The following is a 19,881-nucleotide window of genomic DNA, read 5'->3' as shown; positions in this document are numbered from 1 at the left end:
TTTCTTGACCGTTATTTTTTGATATTTACACCAAATATTATGGTTGAAAATCAAAAGCTGAAAAATACAGATAAAGAGATGTAGGAAGAATGATGCAAATTTCTTTAAGAATCGCCACCAACGCTGAGCTCGCCATCGTTAACGAGCGCTATGCTGAGATTGATTTTGTACCGTCACTTGCAGGGGAATTAATCGTATTGGCGACTGATGGCGATAATATTGTTGGTCAAGGTAGAGTTGTAACAATCGATACAGAAAGCGGCGAGCTTGGGGGAATTTATGTTTTTCCCGGCAATGAGGGTCTGGGGATCGCCCGTAAGGTGGTAGATTTCCTGATTAAGAACTCAGGTCTGTCAGTTCTTTACTGTTTACCTTTTGCTGAGCTTGAAGGTTTTTACGGGTCAATGGGATTTGGTACCGTCAAAGATATAGAGAAAATCCCACCGGCGGTTATCAAAAAGCATGAGTGGTGCCTGAGTAACTACGATAAAACCGTACTCCTTCTGAGTAAGGAGATGAACGTATGCAGATACTCAGACTAAAAACAGCTCGCTTGCTGTTAAAACCATTAGGCACCAGAAAGTGCTGTACTACCGACAGGTTAAAAAACTGAATATCCGGGAAACAGCAGATGCCACAGGCTATAGTTGCTCTCAAGTATGTAGCATCCAGACCCTTTACCGGCAGGCAGAACGCGTTACGACTAACGAGGTTTTATGAAAATCAGAAGTTTCACTAATGGGGATGAAATTGCGTTATTCAGGGTCTTTTTATCTTCTGTACATACCATCGCATCACACTACTACACACATGAACAAATAGAGGCCTGGGCTCCACCAGATATCGACCCGGAACAATGGGCCAATTACATGAAGGAGCTGCGCCCCTTTGTTGTTGAAATGGATGGGGAAATAGCTGGATATGCAGATGTTCAGCCGAATGGGTACATTGACCATTTCTTTGTCTCAGGAACCTACCCGAGACAGGGAGTAGGGACGCTACTGATGAATTGCATTCATGAAGAAGCTAGACAACTTGGAATTGCTGAACTTACTTCAAATGTGAGTAAGGCTGCGGAAGAGTTCTTTCTACGGCACGGCTTTCATGTAGTGGAACGGGGTTTTCCTGTCCGTCGTGGCGTGACACTACAAAATGCATTGATGCGGAAATATTTGGCGAAACAATAGAAAGCTGGTTGAAGGAAAGTATTGACCTTTTCGCCTGATTGAAATCAGTCAGTACAGAAAACCATCATAACGTACAATATTTTCCGTTTCCCAAACGGAGTCCTGAATTGGCGCAGTCAATTAAGTCAACGGGAGAATAACGTCGGCATCCCGTTCAACGCAGTCCCTGGATTTTTTCACAGGCAGGTCTGTGCCAGGAGCGGAAGTTCTATATTCACTAGAATATGGCAGGTTCAGGCATGGTGATTCATCATTAAGGGCAGTTACCGTTCTATCAGCGTAATATCCTGGAAAGGATGAAATCCACACGTTCCTCTACAGAAACGCATGGTAATTCAATCAACTGATAGTTATATATACGGTATGCTTTCACCATCGCGTGATATGTCGCGACGGCGACATCGAAAGATTGCTTGCGCTCTGTATCCTGTACATATATGTCACGCCAGGGTGGTGCAATAAATACGGTACGGTTATAACGAAATTTCGCAATGGCGTTATCCAGATGCCTCGGTATGGTAAGCTCTTCAAGGCTTAAATAACCCGCAACATCAGGAACTCCACGATCGAAGAAGCATGGTCGTGTTTTCCCTTCCGCTTCGTGCCACGAACGCATTTCCCAATATAGCATGAGCTCTGCAAAAGCTGTTCGATTGGCCCACGGCAATGCATCACCCTCTATGTTAATCTGGTCCTGTATAACACCTCTTCCAGCTTCTTTTGAACACCAATACCCTCGTTTTATGATCGTATCAATTATCTTGCTTTTGCCTGACCCCGGGCCACCCGTCAGAATGAAACGATGTTGTAAAGCTGAAGACATTGAACCCTCCCAAACATTTATAGACGCGATAAAGCAGCAATATTGATGGCATGACTAACTACGTTTTATCCTGACTCGCATATCCTCTTCACGCTCATACCTGACAAAATAGTGTTTCAGTCTAATTGCCACTTGCCAGAAGCGCGAATCTGAGAGAGAAACATCCAACTCCATTTGCGCGTTTTCTCTCCTATAATTGTTTCTGTCGTGTAATACCCACTTCAATATTATTCCTTAACCCATTCAGATGGGCGTGTTGTTTTTCTGCGAAACGGATAAAAATTCCTGATATCCATATGAAACATTTTAATAATGACAGAATCTGATGCACTTCGTAATGACCTTTATTTAGGGATGAGATATAACGTGCTTCGAAAATAATTAACATTCTCATAACGTTGTTAAGGTTAAGCAAATGAAGCAAGTTGGCATTGTTGGTTGGCGAGGAATGGTCGGTTCTGTTTTGCTACAGCGCATGGTCGAAGAAAACGACTTTGACGATATTTCTGCGCATTTTTACAGCACTTCCAGTGCGGGTGCCGCCGGTCCGGTCATTGGTGGAGTCAGCTATATACTCAAAGATGCTAACTCCATTAGTGCCCTGGCCGAAATGGACATCATCATAACCTGTCAGGGCGGGGATTATACTAAAGCGGTCTATCCTGCATTGATTGCCCATGGGTGGGAAGGCTACTGGATTGACGCTGCTTCAGCGCTGCGGATGGATGAAAAAGCCTGCATTATTCTCGATCCCGTCAACCGCCCAAATATTGACTGTGCAGTCAAAGATGGAATTAAACTTTTTGTCGGTGGCAACTGTTCGATAACGCTAAGTCTTATGGGGCTGGCCGGGCTGATAAAGGCTGACTTGATTGAATGGATGAGTGTGATGACCTATCAGTCTGCATCCGGTGCGGGTGCTAAATATGTTCGGGAATTAATCGCTCAAAGTGCTTATATAAGCCAACATTTGTCTTCCGATGAACTGGCATCATCAGGTTCAGTGCTTCCTTTAGTCAATAAAGTCAGTGAGCTAATTAACAGTGCTGACATGCCAATTCAGAATTTCGGCGCGCCTTTAATGGGCAGCATCATTCCATGGATTGACAGCGATTTAGGGGATGGGAATAGTCGCGAAGAATGGAAAGGTGAGGCAGAAACGAACAAAATTCTGGGTCTTTCTCCCGGAACGATCCCGGTAAACGGCTTGTGTATCCGCGTCGGCGTGATCCGATGCCACAGTGCTGCAATTACTCTGAAGCTCAAACGTGAAGTCAGTGAAGCAGAATTTGCGGAGCTCGTTACGCATTCCCACCCCTGGGTTAACTATGTGGCAAATAACAAGGAAGAGAGTGTCAGTAAATTGACCCCTGCATACATTAGCGGTTCTCTCCAGGTGGGCATCGGTCGCTACAAGAAAATGGCGCTCAACAATGAGCCAGTCTATTCAGTTCTGACTGTAGGCGACCAGCTATTGTGGGGAGCCGCGGAACCCTTGCGCCGGATGTTGAATATTCTGCTTGGCAGAGTTTGATTTATTTTATTTAGGCAAAAGCACCTGCTCGATAGGTGCTTTTAATATTCAGGATCATGCAATCCAGATGTTAATAAAAATACTGAACAGGATGACGTATGACGACTAAGCCCGCCGCTGAAATCTGTGCGACACCGGGTCTATTCCAGACGCTAAAAACCTTCCCGGCAACAGTCCATGCATTGCTCTTTTTTACGCTCATTATACGATTTAGCTATTTTATGGCATGGCCGTTTATTGCAGTGATCATGACGCAGAGTTACCACATGTCGCCTATTGCCATTGGCGTGGCGATGACCAGCAGCGCGTTGATCTCCGTAGTGCTCGGTATGTATGGCGGGCAGCTTTCGGACAGGCTGGGGCGACGGGTTATTCTACTGCTCGGCTGTGGATTTTCTGCTGTGGGATACATGACCCTGGCGCTGGCTACTGGGATGGGGTTGTTTATTACTGGCCTGATGATCATCGGCGTTTGCTTTGCATGGGTTGATCCCCCGGTGCGTGCGCTGATGAGTGATTTACTTGGTGACCGCCGTCGTCGTGCTCTTGCCCTTCAAATGCGCTACTACCTGATCAACGTTGCAGCGGTGTTTGGCCCGCTGGTGGGGATAGTCTTTGGCCTGACATCTCAGAAGGGGACGTTCCTGATAACCGGGCTGACCTATCTGCCTTTTTTCGTCTACGTGCTGCTGTTTATCCCTGCGGGTAAATTGCTGGGCGAGAAGCAGAGTTGCAGCGGTCCCGCGATTAAGCTGCATCAGGTGATGGGGATAATCGCCAGAGACAGAATCTACGTAGCGGCGCTGCTGTGTAGCATTTTGTGCAGTATCGTATTTATCCATTATGAAGCCGTACTGCCCCAGTACCTGCTGCTACTGGACAGCAACGCGGCGGTTAAACTGATTACTCTGATCCTGGTTACGAATGCCTGTACCGTTTTGGTGTTTCAGACGTTTGTTATGCGGTTTCTGGCACAGATCAATCTGCCAAAACGCATTCTTCTGGGGGGAGCAATTTTTGCATTCTCGCAGCTATGCTTTTTTGCCATACGTTCGACGGATATTTGGGTATGGCTGACTGTTACCGGCGTATTCAGTATGGGGGAAGCGATTCTGATGCCTAACCTGAACATTTTGCTCGATCAATTGGCCCCGGCTGAGCATCGCGGAGCCTACCTTGGTGCATCAACGCTGTCGACGCTTGGGCTCGCTGTCGGGCCGTTAATCGGTGGTGTGATGCTGGCGATGACCGGAGCGGGAGTATTTATCAGCACTGCGTTGCTCAGCCTGCTGTTGTGCGTGATTATTTACGCCTGCAGGACCAACATGTTGGTACGGTTACAGGATTCATAATAATAAGGGCGGCAGGAACCAGGACTGAGCTGTAACTTACCGGTTCGCCTTTGAATAAATGATAACCACTACATTATTAACTTGTTCGCCTGGATGATTCTCGTGAAATATATAATGTGGCTATATAAACCCGTCATTACAACGAGTGATATCATGACCAGCCTACATCACAGGCCAGGAGTGAATATCACTCGTAGGACCATGGGCTATTAGTTCATCTCTTTATGTTCGAGCATGGCAATAATCCGTTCCCCTTTTTCATCTACCGGTACATAAACTAGCAGACGTGACCCATCGCGGGGGGCTGAGAACCAGTTAACCTTTTGTATTTTGAAAGGCCCTAATTCATGATGGTAGTAAGTCATAGTGTGATTTTCGATATAACGAACCTCGTGTCTCTGTTCCCAGAAATGCTTGAATACCGGAGATGCCTCGAAAAATCGCTCTAAAAGATTTTCCCAACGAGGGTCGCCGCGGTGTTCTGTCATACCAGCATGGAAATAAGCGATAAAAATGGGCAAAACAATATCGTCGTCACCCAGTAAATTATGCCAGTGGTCATTTGTGAGATATTGGTAAATTGAGTTGCGATCATCGTGTGGCACATTATCGAGATCAACGCCCATCAAACGACAGTAATTAGCGTTATAACCCTGAATATCAAAGTTAGGCATGACGATACTGGCAGGGAGCGGCATGAGCGTATCCAGTATCCGCCGCGATGCAGCGCTGACCTCTTCATACTTTGATGCTACGGGCATTTCTGAAGGTTGCAGGCCTGCAAGAATAAACAAATAACGTGTCTCAGCCGGTGTGCATTGCAGAGCATCAGCAATGGCAGCCATGGAAGCCGTTGACGGATTGACTTTCCGCCCTTGTTCAAGCCAGGTATACCAGGTGACCCCGATATTCGCGAGCATAGCGACTTCTTCGCGACGCAGACCTGGCGTGCGGCGTCTGCCGCTACGAGGTAAACCAAGACGAGCGGGATCAAGGCTTTCGCGCCGTGTACGCAGAAACAGAGCCAATATTTTATTGCTATCATCCAGGAGGTTGGCGGGCATCTCTTGCGAGATTTTGAGGGGCATTAAAAATTCCAATATCGTAGCAGTGATAATACCAGTATAACCAAATACTGGTACCGTGTTAATTCATCAGAAATACTGTATTCGAATTTTAAATTATGCAGTGGAGTACTTGATGAATGTTTCGCCTGGCCGCGCTGGCCTGTTGTTATTATTAACAGCGCAGATGTTGCCAATGATAGATACTTCGATCACTAATGTTGCCCTCGATTCAATTACTCACTCGCTTGGTACGACATCGACTCAGTTGGAACTTATTGTTGCGCTTTATGGTGTTGCTTTTGCCGTCTGTCTTGCCGTGGGAAGTAAACTGGGTGATAACAATGGTCGTCGCCGTATTTTGCAATTAGGTGTATTTATTTTCGGTTTAGCCTCTTTATTATGCGGCATATCTGGTTCTGTAAATGAATTGTTGGCTGCCCGAGTGCTTCAGGGTGCAGGCGCAGCACTGATCGTCCCGCAAATACTTGCCACGCTTCATGTGACGTTAAAAGGTCCCGCTCGTGCACGGGCCATAAGTCTATATGGCGGAATTGGTGGTATTGCATTTATTATCGGGCAGATGGGGGGCGGGTGGCTGGTCTCAGCAGATATAGCGGGACTTGGCTGGCGTAACGCCTTCTTTATTAATGTGCCAATTTGCGTGTTATTCCTGCTATTGAGCCGTTCATATATTCCAGAAACAAGTAGCGAAGCACCTTCACGTATTGACTGGCCAGGAACATCTATTCTGGCAATCATGTTGTGCTGTTTACTGTTTCCGATGACCTTAGGCCCGGAATTAAATTGGCCATGGTATATGCAGGCAATGCTGGTAATGGTACTGCCTCTTGGTTATTTAATGCGCGCTGCTGCTTTAATGCAACAAAAGCGAGGCCTGCAACCTCTTGTGGCACCTCATTTGCTTAAACTCCCGAGCATTCGGTTTGGCTTATTAATTGCAGTATTATTTTTCAGTTGTTGGTCAGGTTTTATGTTCTGCCTGGCAGTGACTTTACAATCCGGTATGGGTATGGAGCCATGGCAATCGGGTAATAGTTTTATTGCGCTTGGCGTTTCTTATTTTATCTCGGCCTGTTATGCCCCAAAACTTATTGCTCGTTACTCAATGAGCACCATTTTGTTAACCGGTATTTCACTGCAAATTTTTGGCCTTATCGGTCTTATGGCAACCCTATATCATTATGGCGATGCTGCCGGTGCGCTAATCATTGCGCCAGCAACGGTCTTCATTGGTTATGGTCAGGCTTTAATCGTCAATACGTTTTACCGTGTCGGGATGCAAGATATCAAACCGAATGATGCTGGAGCAGCCAGTGCAATTCTCAGCACCCTACAGCAATCTACATTGGCCCTGGGGCCAGCGGTACTCGGCGGTTTATTCCTTCACATGCAACAACAAAATCATGGGAACTATCCGCAAGCGATGATTGGTGTACTCGGGATGGAAGTCCTGATGATGTTAGTACTTGTCATGGCAACAATAGCAAAACGACGGACCTTATCAGTAACAATCGCCGCCTAAAATAATTTCCACGTACCGTATGGTATTCATTTTAAACAGCAAGCCGGGATAAGAAATATGTTGGCTTGCTGTTTAAATCACTTAAATAATATTAATGGCTATTTTTTCGTTTTCGTCATTAAGAAATCAATCAGCGCTTTGACTCGCTTTGCCTTGCCGGTACTTTTTAAATAGTAGAGATAAACCGGGGGATAGGTTTTCCAGTAAGGCATCATCACTGGGATAAATTGTTCTTTATCGGGCTGCAATTCGTACACTGGCTCAAACATTCTTCCTATTCCCAGACCGCTGCGTATTCCATCTGCCATAACATCAATATCACTGCTGATAAGTTGTCCTGACATCTCAACGGTTAATTGCTCACCTTTATCTTCCAGCATTAAAGGGAGGATGCGGTTATTGGTGATAAAGCGATAGCCGATGAGTTGATGCTGATGCAAATCCGTCGGCAGTTCGGGGGTACCGTGTGCTGCGAGATAGGCTCGTGATGCATACAAACCTTCACGAAACGGTTTCATTAACTGGCGGGCCACCACGCTCTCTTCCAGGATATCGCCAAAACGAATGCCCAAATCAAAACGTTCATCAATCATATTCACGGTTCCGTCATAAACGGATATCTCAAGCTGTATTCCCGGATAGCTCTGGCAAAACTCAGCCATAAAGGGCTTCAGAATAAGCAGATAGGCAAATCGTGACAGAGTAATTCTGACCAGCCCGGATGGTTCCTGATTCAGCTCTTTGATGCTTTCCACTGCACTTTCCAGTGATTCCACAGCCCGCGACGTTTGTTGCAATAATTGTTCCCCGGCATCCGTCAGTTCAATACGCCGCGTGGTGCGAACAAAAAGCGGGTGGCCAATATGCTGCTCAAGTAGTTTTAGCGCTTTGCTAACAGAAGGTGGTGTGATCTCAAGTTTCCTGGCCGCTGCAGTAATGCTGCCTTCACGGGCGATGCTCTGGAAAATACGGATTTGGTTGTAAATGACATTGTTCATGGCGTCATCCAGAAGTAGAAACAAAAGTTAGATTATTAGCTACTGGCTAAGAGTGTATGAGCTATTGATGCTCTAAAAAACAGAATCAGGGTTGTTTATACTCACTTCCAGTTAAACAAACCACTGTTAAGGAAGCCAAAAATGCAAAATGTACTGATTATTTCAGGTCATCCGAATCTTAATGAGTCCATTGGCAATGCCACCATCCTGGGCGAAGTCGCTAAAGCGCTGCCCGAGGCCGAAATTCGCTTTCTTGATGCGCTTTATCCGAACTACCAAATCAACGTGGCGCAGGAGCAGGAAGCCTTGCTTAATGCCGATGTGATCGTCTGGCAGTTTCCTTTTTCCTGGTATTCAGTGCCGGGGTTAATGAAGTTATGGATTGACCAGGTCTTTGTTCACGGTTTTGCCCATGGTTCAACCGCAAAACTGGGTGGCAAAAAGCTGATTATCTCCTTTACCGCCGGCGCACCAGAGAGCCTGTATTCCCCTGAAGGTTTGTTTGGTCACGATATTGGTCAGTACATGACACAGTTTGAAACCACAGCAGTGATGTGCAATCTGCAATTGCAGGAACCCGTTTACACCTTTGGGATCAGCTATGCAGGGCGTGATGAAGCTAAAGTTCGGGAACAGAAAGCAATGGCTAAAGATCACGCCGATCGCCTGGTTACCGCTATTAAAGAAACAATACCTGCTTTAAAAATGGCTGTCTAAAAGAGAAGGCAAAAATGTATCTCATCAATATTACGGTGAATGACGATATTACGGCTGAACAGCATGAAGCGCTTTTCACAAGCCATGTCAGCTGGTTTCAGCAGTATTTCAATACAGGCAATTTTGTTCTCATCGGCCCCTATTCGGATCGCGAAAGAGCAGGGGTGATTATTGCTCAGACCGACAGTCGGGAAGAGCTGGAAGCTATTCTGAAAGAAGACGCCTATTACCCCAATCTCGCTGAATATGAGATTCGTGAATTTACCCCCAAAATGGTAGGAAGCTGGTAATAAAAACTCGGCTATTGCGAATCAACCAAGGAGTCTGGAGCGGCGAAATGGATGGTGGTGATGGCGTGATTCGTCCATCACATCTTAGGCAAATGGGCAGCACTGTTACTGAGCAGTTCTGCCCATTTTGTATTTTGGTTCTGAATAATATTACCCGTGCCAGATTATGTCGGGCTATGGATCAAACGACACCAAAATTGTGACGTTAAGAAAAATGCGAAAAATTAATCCAGATCATTAAATGTTAAATTAGCCAGCAAAGTGTGATCGAGCCTGGATCACTTTGTACTCAATAATGAGTATATTCAGCCCGCTGTTAAAACCATAACAAGGAGAGGGCTATGAAAAAATTGTCTGTGGCGTTACTTGCATTAACCTGCTTATCTGGTGAAGCACTGGCACATCAACAAGGTGAATTCTTCATGCGTGCGGGTTCAGCAACCGTGCGCCCAACGGAAGGTTCTGACAATGTGCTTGGGATGGGCGGTTTTAGCGTCAGCAACAATACCCAACTGGGACTGACATTTGACTATATGGTGACCGATAACATCGGTATCGAACTGCTTGCGGCTACACCGTTTCGCCATCGCGTTGGTTTAGGTCCGACAGGCGATCTGGCTACCGTTCGTCAACTACCACCAACACTGATGGCGCAGTGGTACTTTGGAGATGCGAAAAGCAAAGTACGGCCATATATCGGCGCAGGTATTAACTACACCACTTTCTTTGATGCCGACTTTAATCAGACTGGCAAAGATGCAGGCTTGAGCGATCTGAGTGTGAAAGATTCGTGGGGAGCGGCAGGGCAAGTTGGGCTGGATTATATGGTTAATGATAACTGGTTGCTGAACATGTCGGTGTGGTACATGGATATCGACACTGAAGTGAAGTTTAAAGCTGGTGGTGAAGAGCAGAATATCAAGACGCGGATTGACCCGTGGGTCTTTATGTTCTCGGCAGGTTATCGTTTCTGATAGAACGGTAATGTCGGATGTCGCTGCGCTAATCCGACCTACGCGAGCAGTTGTAGGCCGGATTAGCGTTAGCGCCATCCGGCAACAATGAAAATTAACGACGAGTCGCGGCTTTCAAGCTCTGAACAAACGCTTTCAGCTCGCTTAACATCACATCAGGGTTATCCAGATTCTTCTCGATGATTTTCACAATCGCGGAACCCGAAATCGCTCCGGCAGCGCCGGCATCAATTGCATCTTTAACTTGCGAAGGTTCGGAAATCCCAAAGCCTTGCAGTGAAGGTGCCGCACCAAACTCAGTCAGTTTTTCCACCAGGTGGTGAAGCGGTAACTGCGCACGGGTTTCAGCACCGGTCACGCCTGCACGAGACAGCAGATAGGTATATCCGCGGCCATGAGTGGCGATTTCACGCAGCAGCGCATCATCAGCATTTGGTGGACAAATGAAGATTGGTGCTACGTTATTGCGCATCGCGGCCTGGCGGAATGGCGCAGACTCTTCAATTGGCACATCAGCAATCAATACCGAATCGACACCCACTTTGGCACATAACGCGTAAAACTCGTCAATACCGCGGCTAAACACCAGGTTGGCATACATCAGCAAGCCAATCGGAATCGTCGGGTGCTTCTGGCGAATAACGGCCAGCATTTCAAAACACTGCGTTGGTGTAACGCCTGCGGCAAATGCACGCAGAGCGGCGTTCTGAATGGTCGGGCCATCTGCCAGCGGGTCGGAGAAGGGAATCCCCAACTCCAGTGCATCGGCACCGGCTTCAATCAGCGTGTCGATAATCTTCAGTGACTGCTCTGGCGATGGATCGCCCAGAGTAACGAAGGGAACAAAAGCACCTTCACCACGAGCTTGCAACTGTTCAAATGCGTGTTGATAACGTTCCATTAGATTTCCCCTCGCGCTTTCAGAATGTCGTGAACGGTGAAGATGTCTTTGTCACCACGGCCGGAGAGGTTTACTACCAGCAGCTGTTCTTTTTCTGGATTCTCTTTGATCATTTTCAGCGCGTGAGCCAGTGCATGAGAAGATTCCAGAGCCGGAATAATACCTTCACTGCGACACAGCGTTTTGAATGCTTCCAGCGCTTCGTCATCGGTGATTGATACATAATCGGCACGGCCAATGCTGTTCAGGTGCGCATGCTGTGGGCCGACAGACGGGAAATCCAGACCCGCAGAGATAGAGTAAGATTCTTCAATCTGGCCTTCGTCAGTTTGCATCATCGGGGATTTCATCCCGAAGTAGATGCCTACGCGACCATGTTTCAGTGGCGCACCGTGTTCACCGCTTTCGATGCCGTGCCCGGCTGGTTCAACACCAATCAGGCCGACTTTGGCATCGTTAATAAAGTCTGCAAACATGCCGATTGCGTTAGAACCGCCGCCTACACAGGCGATAACTGCATCTGGCAGGCGGCCTTCTTTTTCAAGGATCTGCGCTTTGGTTTCTTCACCGATCATGCGCTGGAATTCACGCACGATGGTTGGGAATGGATGCGGACCAGCTGCGGTGCCGAGCATATAATGCGCGGTGTCGTAGCTGCCAGACCAGTCGCGCAATGCTTCGTTACAGGCATCTTTCAGCGTGGCAGAGCCGCTATGTACAGGAATCACTTCCGCACCCATCAGGCGCATACGGAACACGTTCGGCGACTGGCGCTCTACGTCTTTTGCACCCATATAAATGCGACATTTCAAGCCAAGCAGGGCGCTGGCTAATGCTGATGCCACACCATGTTGACCGGCACCAGTTTCGGCGATGATTTCAGTTTTGCCCATTTTCTTAGCAAGCAAAGCCTGGCCGAGAACCTGGTTGGTTTTGTGTGCGCCGCCGTGCAGTAAATCTTCACGTTTTAAATACAAGGTGGTTTTGGTGCCAGCTGTCAGGTTACGACATTTGGTCAGTGCAGTTGGGCGGCCTGCGTAGTTTTTCAGCAGGTCGTTAAATTCAGCCTGAAACTCAGCATCGCTTTGCGCGGCAACAAAAGCTTCTTCTAACTGACGCAGTGCAGGCATCAGGATTTGCGGCACGTACATGCCGCCAAACTCACCAAAATAGGGATTAAGTAAAGTCATGATATTTTCCTTAGTAAGCCCGCAGCGTCTGGAAGACGGCAGCCAGCTTGTTAGCATCTTTAATACCCGGCGCGCTTTCGACACCCGAGTTGAAATCTAAACCTATGCAGCCTGTTTTTGCCGCTTCGACGCAGTTATCTGCACCCAGTCCGCCAGCCAGAATGACGTTTTCCAGATTCTGGCCTGCCAGGAGGGACCAATCGAAGCTTTGCCCGCTGCCGCCCTGGCCATTGTCGAAGAGATATTTGTCGACGTGGTTTAAATCTCGCGCCGGTAAACTCTCTTTAACGCTCAGTGCTTTCCAGATTTGCACATTCGCTGGCAGGATGGCACGCAACTCGTCGATGTAATTCTGGTCTTCATCACCATGCAGTTGCACAGCAGACAAAGTGAATTTTTCGGCTTTCTGTACCACTTCACTTACCGGAGTGTTGCGGAACACGCCTGCAAATTTCAATGGGGCTGCGGCAATCACCGATGCTGCGGTTTCATCGCTAACAAATCGCGGTGACGTCGGTACAAAAATCAGTCCACCATAAATAGCACCTGCTTCATATGCCGCGCGGGCATCCTGGGGGCGGGCGAGGCCACATACTTTGTTATTGCCAAGCGTTACACGACGCACTGCGGCATTTAAATCGTCTTCACCCATCAGGGCAGAACCAATCAGGAAGCCGTTAGCGTAGTGGCTGAGCTCGCGGATTTGGCCGTAATTGCTGATGCCAGACTCACTGATAACCGTCACACCATGCCCTAAACGAGGCGCTAATTGGCGCGTACGGTTCAGGTCGATGGACAAGTCGCGCAAGTCACGGTTATTGATACCGACAACTTTGGCACCCAGGGCGATTGCGCGCTCAAGCTCTTCTTCATTGCTGACTTCTGTCAGCACACCCATATTCAGGCTATGTGCTACAGCTGCGAGCTGGCGGTACTGCTCGTCGTTAAGAACGGACAACATCAACAGACAAGCATCGGCCTGATAAAAACGGGCCAGGTGAATCTGATACGAGTCGATAATAAAGTCTTTGCACAATACTGGCTGCGTGACGATGTTGCTGACAATCGGCAGGAAATCGAAGCTGCCCTGGAAATATTTCTCGTCAGTCAGTACTGAAATAGCGGAAGCATAGTGTTTATAAACATTAGCAATACGCGCCGGGTCGAAATCATCACGAATTACGCCTTTAGATGGAGAGGCTTTTTTACACTCCAGAATAAAGGCCGTACGGGCACCTTGCAGTGCGTGATAAAAATTACGTGTTGCCGGTACGATGTTGTTCTGGAAACTTGCCAGGGGTTGTTGTTGCTTGCGTGCTTCAACCCAAATCGCCTTATCAATGACGATCTTCTTTAATACTGTTTCCTGCATGACTTATCCTCTTCCTGCCAGCGCTGTAACCCGGTCATACGCAGCACCGCTGCGCAGTACTTCCAGAACTCGTTGTGCGTTCGCTTTAAGATCTTCTTGCCCATGCAGGCGCATTAGCATTGCGACGTTTGCCGCTACAGCGGACTCATGAGCTGTCTCTCCTTTACCTTGTAACAGGCGGCTGAGAATGTCACGGTTTTCTTCCGGTGTGCCGCCTGCAAGCTGGTCCTGGTGATAAGCAGGAAGGCCAAAGTCAGTTGCTTCCAGTTGGTAGCTTTTGATCTCGCCATCATGTAGCTCTGCAACTTGTGTAGTGGCATGCAGAGAAACTTCATCCATTCCGCCGCTATGCACTACTGCCGCGCGCTTATAACCCAACACGCGCAGTGTTTCTGCAATCGGCAGCACCAGTTCCGCACTATAAACGCCAATCAACGCCATTTGTGGATGTGCCGGGTTAATCAATGGCCCAAGCACGTTAAACAGGGTGCGCGTTTTTAACTGCTGGCGCACGGGCATCGCATGGCGGAAACCAGTGTGGTATTTCGGTGCGAACAGGAAACAGACGCCCAAATCATCTAGCGCTTGACGGGACGCTTCAGCACTCATTTCCAGATTAATACCAAACGCGGCCAGTAAGTCGGAAGAGCCAGATTTACTGGAAACACTACGGTTACCGTGTTTCGCCACTTTCAGGCCAACTGCCGCGGCCACAAAGGCACTGGCGGTGGAAATATTGATGCTGTTGCTGCCATCACCGCCGGTGCCAACGATGTCGGCAAAAGGATAATCCGGGCTTGGAAACGGCGCTGCGGCTTCAAGCATTGCGGTCGCCGCGCCGGCGATTTCATTTGGATGCTCGCCACGTACTTTCATACTGACCAGCGCTGCCGCCAACTGTTCTGGTTTCAGCTCGCCGCGCACGATGGCGGCAAACAGCTGGTGGCTTTCTTCGCGGCTCAGAGTTTGAGCTTTATACAGTTTGTCGAGGATCGGTTGCAGCGTGTTGGCTTGTTTTAACTTCAGCAATGCCCAGTCGAGAGTCTGCTCAAGCAAGCGCGCGCCGTGAGTGGTCAGAATGGATTCAGGGTGGAACTGGAAACCACATACGCGGTCAGCGTCGTGGCGAACCGCCATCACCATGCCATCAAAATGGGCGTTAATGGTTAAACCCGCAGGAATATTGCTGCCGACTAATGAGTGGTAGCGCGCAACCGGCAATGGATTAGGTAAACCGGCAAACATGGCTTCACTGTCATGGGAAATAATTGATGCTTTACCATGCAGGATTTCACCCGCCTGGCCGACATAACCGCCGTAAGCTTCAACAATAGCCTGGTGGCCCAGACAGATACCGATAATCGGCAACTTACCACGCAAACGGGTCAACAGCTCAGGCATACAGCCCGCTTCACTCGGCGCACCAGGACCAGGTGAGAGCATCAGAACCGGGTTGTCCATCGTTTCCAGACGCTCAATTAAGGTCTGTGCTGGAACATGGTTACGATAGATGACGACATTGTGTCCGTTAGCACGCAGCTGATCGGCCAGGTTATAGGTAAACGAGTCGATATTATCGAGCAGCAGAATGTCAGCCATCAGAAAATCTCCTGTGCGTGATGCGCGGTAGCGATAGCGCGCAGTACAGCGCGGGCTTTGTTACGTGTTTCGTCAGCTTCGGACTGCGGTACGGAATCTAGTACTACGCCAGCCCCGGCCTGTACGGTGGCAATGCCGTTTTCAACGTAGGCGGAGCGGATAACGATACAGGTGTCTAAATCACCATGAGCGGTGAAGTAGCCGACGGCGCCGCCGTAGCTGCCACGGCGCACACCTTCAGCTTTGGCAATCAGCTGCATAGCGCGTACTTTTGGTGCGCCGCTCAGGGTGCCCATATTCATGCAGGCGCGGTAAGCGTGCAGTACGTCGAGATCTTTATGCAGTTCGCCCACCACACGTGATACCAGGTGCATCACAAAGGAGTAACGGTCAACTTTAGTCAGGTCAGCAACATAACGGCTGCCTGGTGTGCAAATTCGTGCCAGGTCGTTACGCGCCAGGTCAACCAACATCAGATGCTCGGACATCTCTTTATGGTCGGTACGCATCTCCAGCTCAATACGGCTGTCGAGGTCACGATCAAGTGAGCCATCAGCGCGGCGACCGCGTGGACGAGTCCCGGCAATTGGGTAAATTTCTATCTGGCGTGATTTCGCATCGTATTTCAGCGAGCTTTCAGGGGATGCGCCAAACAGAGTGAAATCGTTATCCTGCATAAAGAACATATACGGGCTTGGGTTGCTCTTTTTCAGTGTCTGGTAAGCGGCAAGTGGAGAAGGGCATGGCAGTGAGAAACGGCGTGATGGGACAACCTGGAAAATCTCACCGATGCGAATGGCTTTCTGCATTTTGCGTACCACATCGCCAAACTCTTCATCGCTTTGGTTGCATTCGCAGGTCATGCGTTCCACTTTTTGCACCGGCAGCGCAGAAGGTTCCTGCTGCATCTGCTTGCTCAGTTGTTCAGAGCGCTGAATCAAACGCTGTTTTTCCGAAGCTGATGGGGTGAACAAGCTTGACTGAATGCGTGTATTTTTTTTCTGATGGTCGATAACCAGCAACGTTTCTGCCAGGTAGAAACAGTAGTCAGGGCAGTTGTTGTCTTGCTTGAGATCGGGCAAGTCTTCAAATCCTGCAACCAGGTCGTATGCAAACAAGCCGCCGAAGAACATCGCTTCACGCTCGTTTTCCGGCACCGTCACCAATTCCTGCATCAGACGGAAGGCGTCAAATACCGACAGTGAACACAGACGAGCATCTTCATCCAACAGCGAACTGATTACCGGGAAGCGCAACACACGGCCTTGTGGTGAATGTTTATTTTCTACGCCGCTAGGTAAAGCCGCATCCAGCAATGGAAGCAGTGAGGCGCCATTTTCTGAAAGGGCGTGAATCGTGACGGTGTCACCCAAGGCGGTAATACGCAGCGCACTGTCAACTAACAGCAGGCTTTTTAAGTCATCCTTGCTGTCGATATCGGCGGATTCGAGCAGTAAGGTTGCTGGACGTGCGCCGCACAGCTGGTGGAAAACGGCTGTCGGGTTATCACGATATGGCGCGTCGTTAATCAGTAATTCGAGCGCTGGTTTTTGTGTTTGCATTTTTTGCTCTCATATTTTGTTCAAAAAAAGGCCCGCTTCATTGGCGGGCCTGGTATCTGGGCTGAAATACAGCCATAGCGATTACACTGCCCGTTATCAGGAAGTACGCCACCAGCTGTGCATGCGGATTATCGCTTTCATTATCAGATACCTTTCTCGTGTGAACTTGCGTACTAGTTAACTAGTTCGATGAATCAAAGTCAATAGCGATTTTTAGTTATGAAGGAAAATCGCTATCATGAGCGGCGTTTTTCATTTTATTAACACACCCGGAGTTATTTTGAGCCAACCAACACTAGCGGTGATTCACGACTTACATAGCCATACCACCGCGTCTGATGGCCTACTAACGCCAGAGGCGTTAGTACAACGAGCCGTTGAAATGCGTGTTGGCATTCTGGCAATAACAGACCATGACACAGTAGCCGGAATTGCTGCAGCAAGGGAAGCGGTATCACGCCTGCAATTGCCATTGCGTTTAATTAGCGGCGTTGAGATCTCAACCATCTGGGAAAACCATGAAATACATATTGTTGGATTAGGTGTTGATGAGCACAATCCGCAATTAGCTGAGTTCCTTGCCCAGCAAAGTGAGCGCCGTGTTCAGCGAGCAACATTAATCGCTGAACGTCTGGAAAAAGCACATATCCCCGGTGCACTGGAAGGTGCGATGCGCCATGCCAACGGTGGCGAAGTCACTCGTGGCCATTTCGCGCGCTTTTTGATGGAGTGTGGAAAGGCCAATACAATGGCAGATGTGTTTAAGAAATATCTCGCAAAGGGGAAAACCGGTTACGTTCCGCCACAGTGGTGTACAATAGAACAAGCTATTGATGTAATTCATCATTCTGGCGGGCAGGCGGTTCTGGCGCATCCCGGCCGTTATGACCTTAGTGCTAAATGGCTGAAAAGGTTACTGGCGCAGTTTGCCGAAAATGGTGGCGATGCCATGGAAGTCGCGCAGTGCCAGCAAGCTCCCAATGAGCGCACCCAACTTGCGAGTTACGCACAGCAATTTAATTTGCTGGCGTCGCAAGGCTCAGATTTCCACATGCCTTGCGCGTGGATCGAGCTTGGGCGCAAGCTCTGGCTGCCTGCAGGCGTAGTACCTGTTTGGCAGAATTGGGATGTCGGCCACATCGCAAAATAGAGGGCAGTTGTATGAGTCAATTTTTCTATATTCACCCGGATAACCCACAACAGCGTCTGATTAACCAGGCAGTTGAAATTGTTCGTAAGGGCGGCGTTATTGTTTACCCAACCGACTCGGGTTATGCATTGGGCTGTAAACTTGAAGATAAAACGGCAATGGAGCGCATTTGCCGCATCCGTCATTTGCCTGATGGGCACAATTTTACATTGATGTGCCGGGATTTATCCGAGCTTTCAACGTATGCATTTGTTGATAACGTGGCGTTTCGCTTAATCAAAAATAACACGCCAGGTAATTACACCTTTATTCTCAAAGGCACCAAAGAAGTTCCGCGCCGTTTGTTGCAGGAAAAGCGTAAGACGATTGGCTTACGCGTTCCATCCAACCCGATAGCATTGGCGTTGCTCGAAGTGCTGGATCAACCGATGTTATCGACATCGCTGATGCTTCCAGGCAGTGAGTTTACCGAGTCAGATCCAGAAGAAATTAAAGACCGTCTCGAAAAGGTTGTCGATTTAGTTATCCATGGTGGTTACCTTGGGCAGCAGCCAACAACGGTTGTTGATTTAACTGAGGATGCACCTGTTGTTATCCGTGAAGGTGCCGGTGACGCTAAGCCTTTCTTATAAGTGCGTCTGCGGCTATACTGTGCGGCCTAAAATGGGGCTGACATGCTTCATTATCCCAATTCGACGCCTGTGAAGGCGACACCCGAGGAAGCTCAATGAGCGATAAGAGCGAAAAGTTACAAAAAGTTTTGGCCCGTGCAGGCCATGGTTCCCGTCGTGAGATTGAAACCATTATCTCTGCCGGCCGTGTCAGTGTGGATGGCAAAGTTGCCAAATTAGGTGATCGTGTTGAAGTAACACAGGCCCTGAAAATCCGTATTGATGGTCACCTGATTTCCATTAAAGAATCTGCAGAACAGATTTGCCGTGTGTTGGCTTACTACAAGCCAGAAGGCGAATTGTGTACGCGTAATGACCCAGAAGGGCGTCCAACCGTATTTGACCGTTTACCAAAACTGCGCGGTGCGCGCTGGATTGCTGTCGGTCGTCTGGATGTGAATACCTGTGGTTTATTACTTTTCACAACTGACGGTGAGCTGGCAAACCGCCTGATGCACCCAAGTCGTGAAGTAGAACGTGAATACGCAGTACGTGTGTTCGGCGAAGTTGACGACGACAAAGTGAAACAACTGGGTCGTGGTGTGCAGCTTGAAGATGGCCCGGCCGCGTTTAAAACCATCAAATTTACCGGTGGTGAAGGCATTAACCAATGGTACAACGTTACTCTTACTGAAGGCCGCAACCGTGAAGTGCGCCGCCTCTGGGAAGCAGTAGGTGTGCAGGTTAGCCGTCTGATTCGTGTGCGTTACGGTGACATCCAGTTGCCGAAAGGCCTGCCACGTGGTGGTTACACTGAGCTCGACCTGGGTCAAACTAACTACCTGCGTAAATTGGTAGAGTTGCAGGAAGAGACAGAAAGCAAAGTGGCGGTAGAGAAAGACCGTCGCCGCATGAAAGCGAACCAGATTCGTCGTGCGGTGAAACGCCATACGCAAACTACTGGTAGCGGCGGCGGCCGTCGCGGTGGGCGCAGTAGCTAAAACATTAAAC

19 protein-coding genes and 1 other annotated feature are annotated in these 19,881 nt (G+C 48.6%); of the genes, 11 read left to right on the top strand and 8 right to left on the bottom strand.

Annotated elements, in window-relative coordinates; all coding sequences use genetic code 11:
- The first annotated feature begins 89 nt into the window (after positions 1-89).
- Together M977_RS00770 and M977_RS00765 are read left to right on the top strand one after the other, a co-directional pair.
- The gene (locus tag M977_RS00770) at positions 90-542 is read left to right on the top strand and encodes a GNAT family N-acetyltransferase (protein WP_209438592.1); all 453 of its coding nucleotides are present in this window, start codon (positions 90-92) and stop codon (positions 540-542) included.
- 174 nt (positions 543-716) lie between these two features.
- Positions 717-1,187: a GNAT family N-acetyltransferase gene (locus M977_RS00765; protein WP_064511647.1), complete on the top strand. Its 471-nt coding sequence runs from the start codon at positions 717-719 to the stop codon at positions 1,185-1,187.
- Positions 1,188-1,461: 274 nt separating this feature from the next.
- On the opposite strand, the gene M977_RS00760 is transcribed toward M977_RS00765, so the two are convergent.
- The gene (locus tag M977_RS00760; protein WP_064511646.1) at positions 1,462-2,010 is read right to left on the bottom strand and encodes an AAA family ATPase; all 549 of its coding nucleotides are present in this window, start codon (positions 2,008-2,010) and stop codon (positions 1,462-1,464) included.
- Between the two features lie 415 nt (positions 2,011-2,425).
- Here M977_RS00760 and asd point away from each other — a divergent pair, with 415 nt between their 5' ends.
- Both asd and M977_RS00750 read left to right on the top strand, forming a co-directional pair.
- A complete protein-coding gene (gene asd / locus M977_RS00755) occupies positions 2,426-3,544 on the top strand; it encodes an aspartate-semialdehyde dehydrogenase (RefSeq protein WP_064511645.1) in 1,119 nt (372 codons plus the stop codon).
- A gap of 98 nt (positions 3,545-3,642) precedes the next feature.
- Complete coding sequence (locus tag M977_RS00750; protein ID WP_064511644.1) at positions 3,643-4,896, top strand: MFS transporter; 1,254 nt, start codon at positions 3,643-3,645, stop codon at positions 4,894-4,896.
- A 209-nt stretch (positions 4,897-5,105) separates the two neighbouring features.
- Here M977_RS00750 and M977_RS00745 read toward each other — a convergent pair whose 3' ends face one another.
- The gene (locus tag M977_RS00745; protein WP_245163467.1) at positions 5,106-5,984 is read right to left on the bottom strand and encodes a helix-turn-helix transcriptional regulator; all 879 of its coding nucleotides are present in this window, start codon (positions 5,982-5,984) and stop codon (positions 5,106-5,108) included.
- A 112-nt stretch (positions 5,985-6,096) separates the two neighbouring features.
- Here M977_RS00745 and M977_RS00740 point away from each other — a divergent pair, with 112 nt between their 5' ends.
- A complete protein-coding gene (locus tag M977_RS00740; RefSeq protein ID WP_064511643.1) occupies positions 6,097-7,506 on the top strand; it encodes an MFS transporter in 1,410 nt (469 codons plus the stop codon).
- Positions 7,507-7,604: 98 nt separating this feature from the next.
- Here the strand turns inward: M977_RS00740 and M977_RS00735 are convergent, their stop codons facing one another.
- Positions 7,605-8,504: a LysR family transcriptional regulator gene (locus tag M977_RS00735; protein ID WP_064511642.1), complete on the bottom strand. Its 900-nt coding sequence runs from the start codon at positions 8,502-8,504 to the stop codon at positions 7,605-7,607.
- Positions 8,505-8,645: 141 nt separating this feature from the next.
- Here M977_RS00735 and M977_RS00730 point away from each other — a divergent pair, with 141 nt between their 5' ends.
- The 3 genes from M977_RS00730 (at position 8,646) to ompW (ending at position 10,485) form a co-directional block, all read left to right on the top strand.
- Positions 8,646-9,221: an NAD(P)H-dependent oxidoreductase gene (locus M977_RS00730; protein ID WP_064511641.1), complete on the top strand. Its 576-nt coding sequence runs from the start codon at positions 8,646-8,648 to the stop codon at positions 9,219-9,221.
- 14 nt (positions 9,222-9,235) lie between these two features.
- Entirely contained in the window at positions 9,236-9,511 is a 276-nt protein-coding gene (locus M977_RS00725; protein ID WP_064511640.1) for a YciI family protein, read from the top strand.
- Between the two features lie 341 nt (positions 9,512-9,852).
- Positions 9,853-10,485, top strand: a complete 633-nt coding sequence (gene ompW / locus M977_RS00720; protein ID WP_064511639.1) for an outer membrane protein OmpW — start codon at positions 9,853-9,855, stop codon at positions 10,483-10,485.
- Positions 10,486-10,579: 94 nt separating this feature from the next.
- Here the strand turns inward: ompW and trpA are convergent, their stop codons facing one another.
- The 5 genes from trpA to M977_RS00695 are packed head-to-tail and all read right to left on the bottom strand — an operon-like array spanning position 10,580 to position 17,109.
- Complete coding sequence (gene trpA / locus M977_RS00715) at positions 10,580-11,386, bottom strand: tryptophan synthase subunit alpha (RefSeq protein WP_064511638.1); 807 nt, start codon at positions 11,384-11,386, stop codon at positions 10,580-10,582.
- A complete protein-coding gene (trpB, locus tag M977_RS00710) occupies positions 11,386-12,579 on the bottom strand; it encodes a tryptophan synthase subunit beta (RefSeq protein WP_034457050.1) in 1,194 nt (397 codons plus the stop codon). The genes trpA and trpB overlap by 1 nt, the downstream gene beginning before the upstream one ends.
- Positions 12,580-12,586: 7 nt before the next feature.
- The gene (gene trpCF, locus M977_RS00705; protein WP_064511637.1) at positions 12,587-13,948 is read right to left on the bottom strand and encodes a bifunctional indole-3-glycerol-phosphate synthase TrpC/phosphoribosylanthranilate isomerase TrpF; all 1,362 of its coding nucleotides are present in this window, start codon (positions 13,946-13,948) and stop codon (positions 12,587-12,589) included.
- Between the two features lie 3 nt (positions 13,949-13,951).
- Positions 13,952-15,547 carry a bifunctional anthranilate synthase glutamate amidotransferase component TrpG/anthranilate phosphoribosyltransferase TrpD gene (gene trpD, locus M977_RS00700; RefSeq protein WP_064511636.1) on the bottom strand — a complete coding sequence of 532 codons (1,596 nt, stop codon included), beginning with the start codon at positions 15,545-15,547 and terminating at the stop codon, positions 13,952-13,954.
- Positions 15,547-17,109 (bottom strand): anthranilate synthase component 1, encoded by a 1,563-nt coding sequence (locus M977_RS00695; protein WP_064511635.1) that lies wholly within the window; start codon positions 17,107-17,109, stop codon positions 15,547-15,549. Before M977_RS00695 ends, trpD begins: the two co-directional genes overlap by 1 nt.
- 22 nt (positions 17,110-17,131) lie before the next feature.
- Positions 17,132-17,229 (bottom strand) — a sequence feature (Trp leader region).
- Positions 17,230-17,347: 118 nt separating this feature from the next.
- Here M977_RS00695 and rnm point away from each other — a divergent pair.
- From rnm to rluB, 3 genes are all read left to right on the top strand, one after another.
- Complete coding sequence (rnm, locus tag M977_RS00690) at positions 17,348-18,259, top strand: RNase RNM (RefSeq protein WP_064511634.1); 912 nt, start codon at positions 17,348-17,350, stop codon at positions 18,257-18,259.
- Positions 18,260-18,270: 11 nt separating this feature from the next.
- Positions 18,271-18,891, top strand: coding sequence for an L-threonylcarbamoyladenylate synthase (locus M977_RS00685; RefSeq protein WP_034455425.1), 621 nt, complete (start codon positions 18,271-18,273; stop codon positions 18,889-18,891).
- A gap of 95 nt (positions 18,892-18,986) precedes the next feature.
- Entirely contained in the window at positions 18,987-19,871 is an 885-nt protein-coding gene (gene rluB / locus M977_RS00680) for a 23S rRNA pseudouridine(2605) synthase RluB (RefSeq protein WP_064511633.1), read from the top strand.
- Positions 19,872-19,881: the final 10 nt, after the last annotated feature.

The sequence above is a fragment of the Buttiauxella gaviniae ATCC 51604 genome (genome assembly GCF_001654835.1).
In the GTDB taxonomy this organism is placed as follows: Bacteria; Pseudomonadota; Gammaproteobacteria; order Enterobacterales; family Enterobacteriaceae; genus Buttiauxella; species Buttiauxella gaviniae.
Note: the sequence above shows the minus strand (reverse complement) of the source record. Positions and strands in the feature narration are given on the sequence as shown.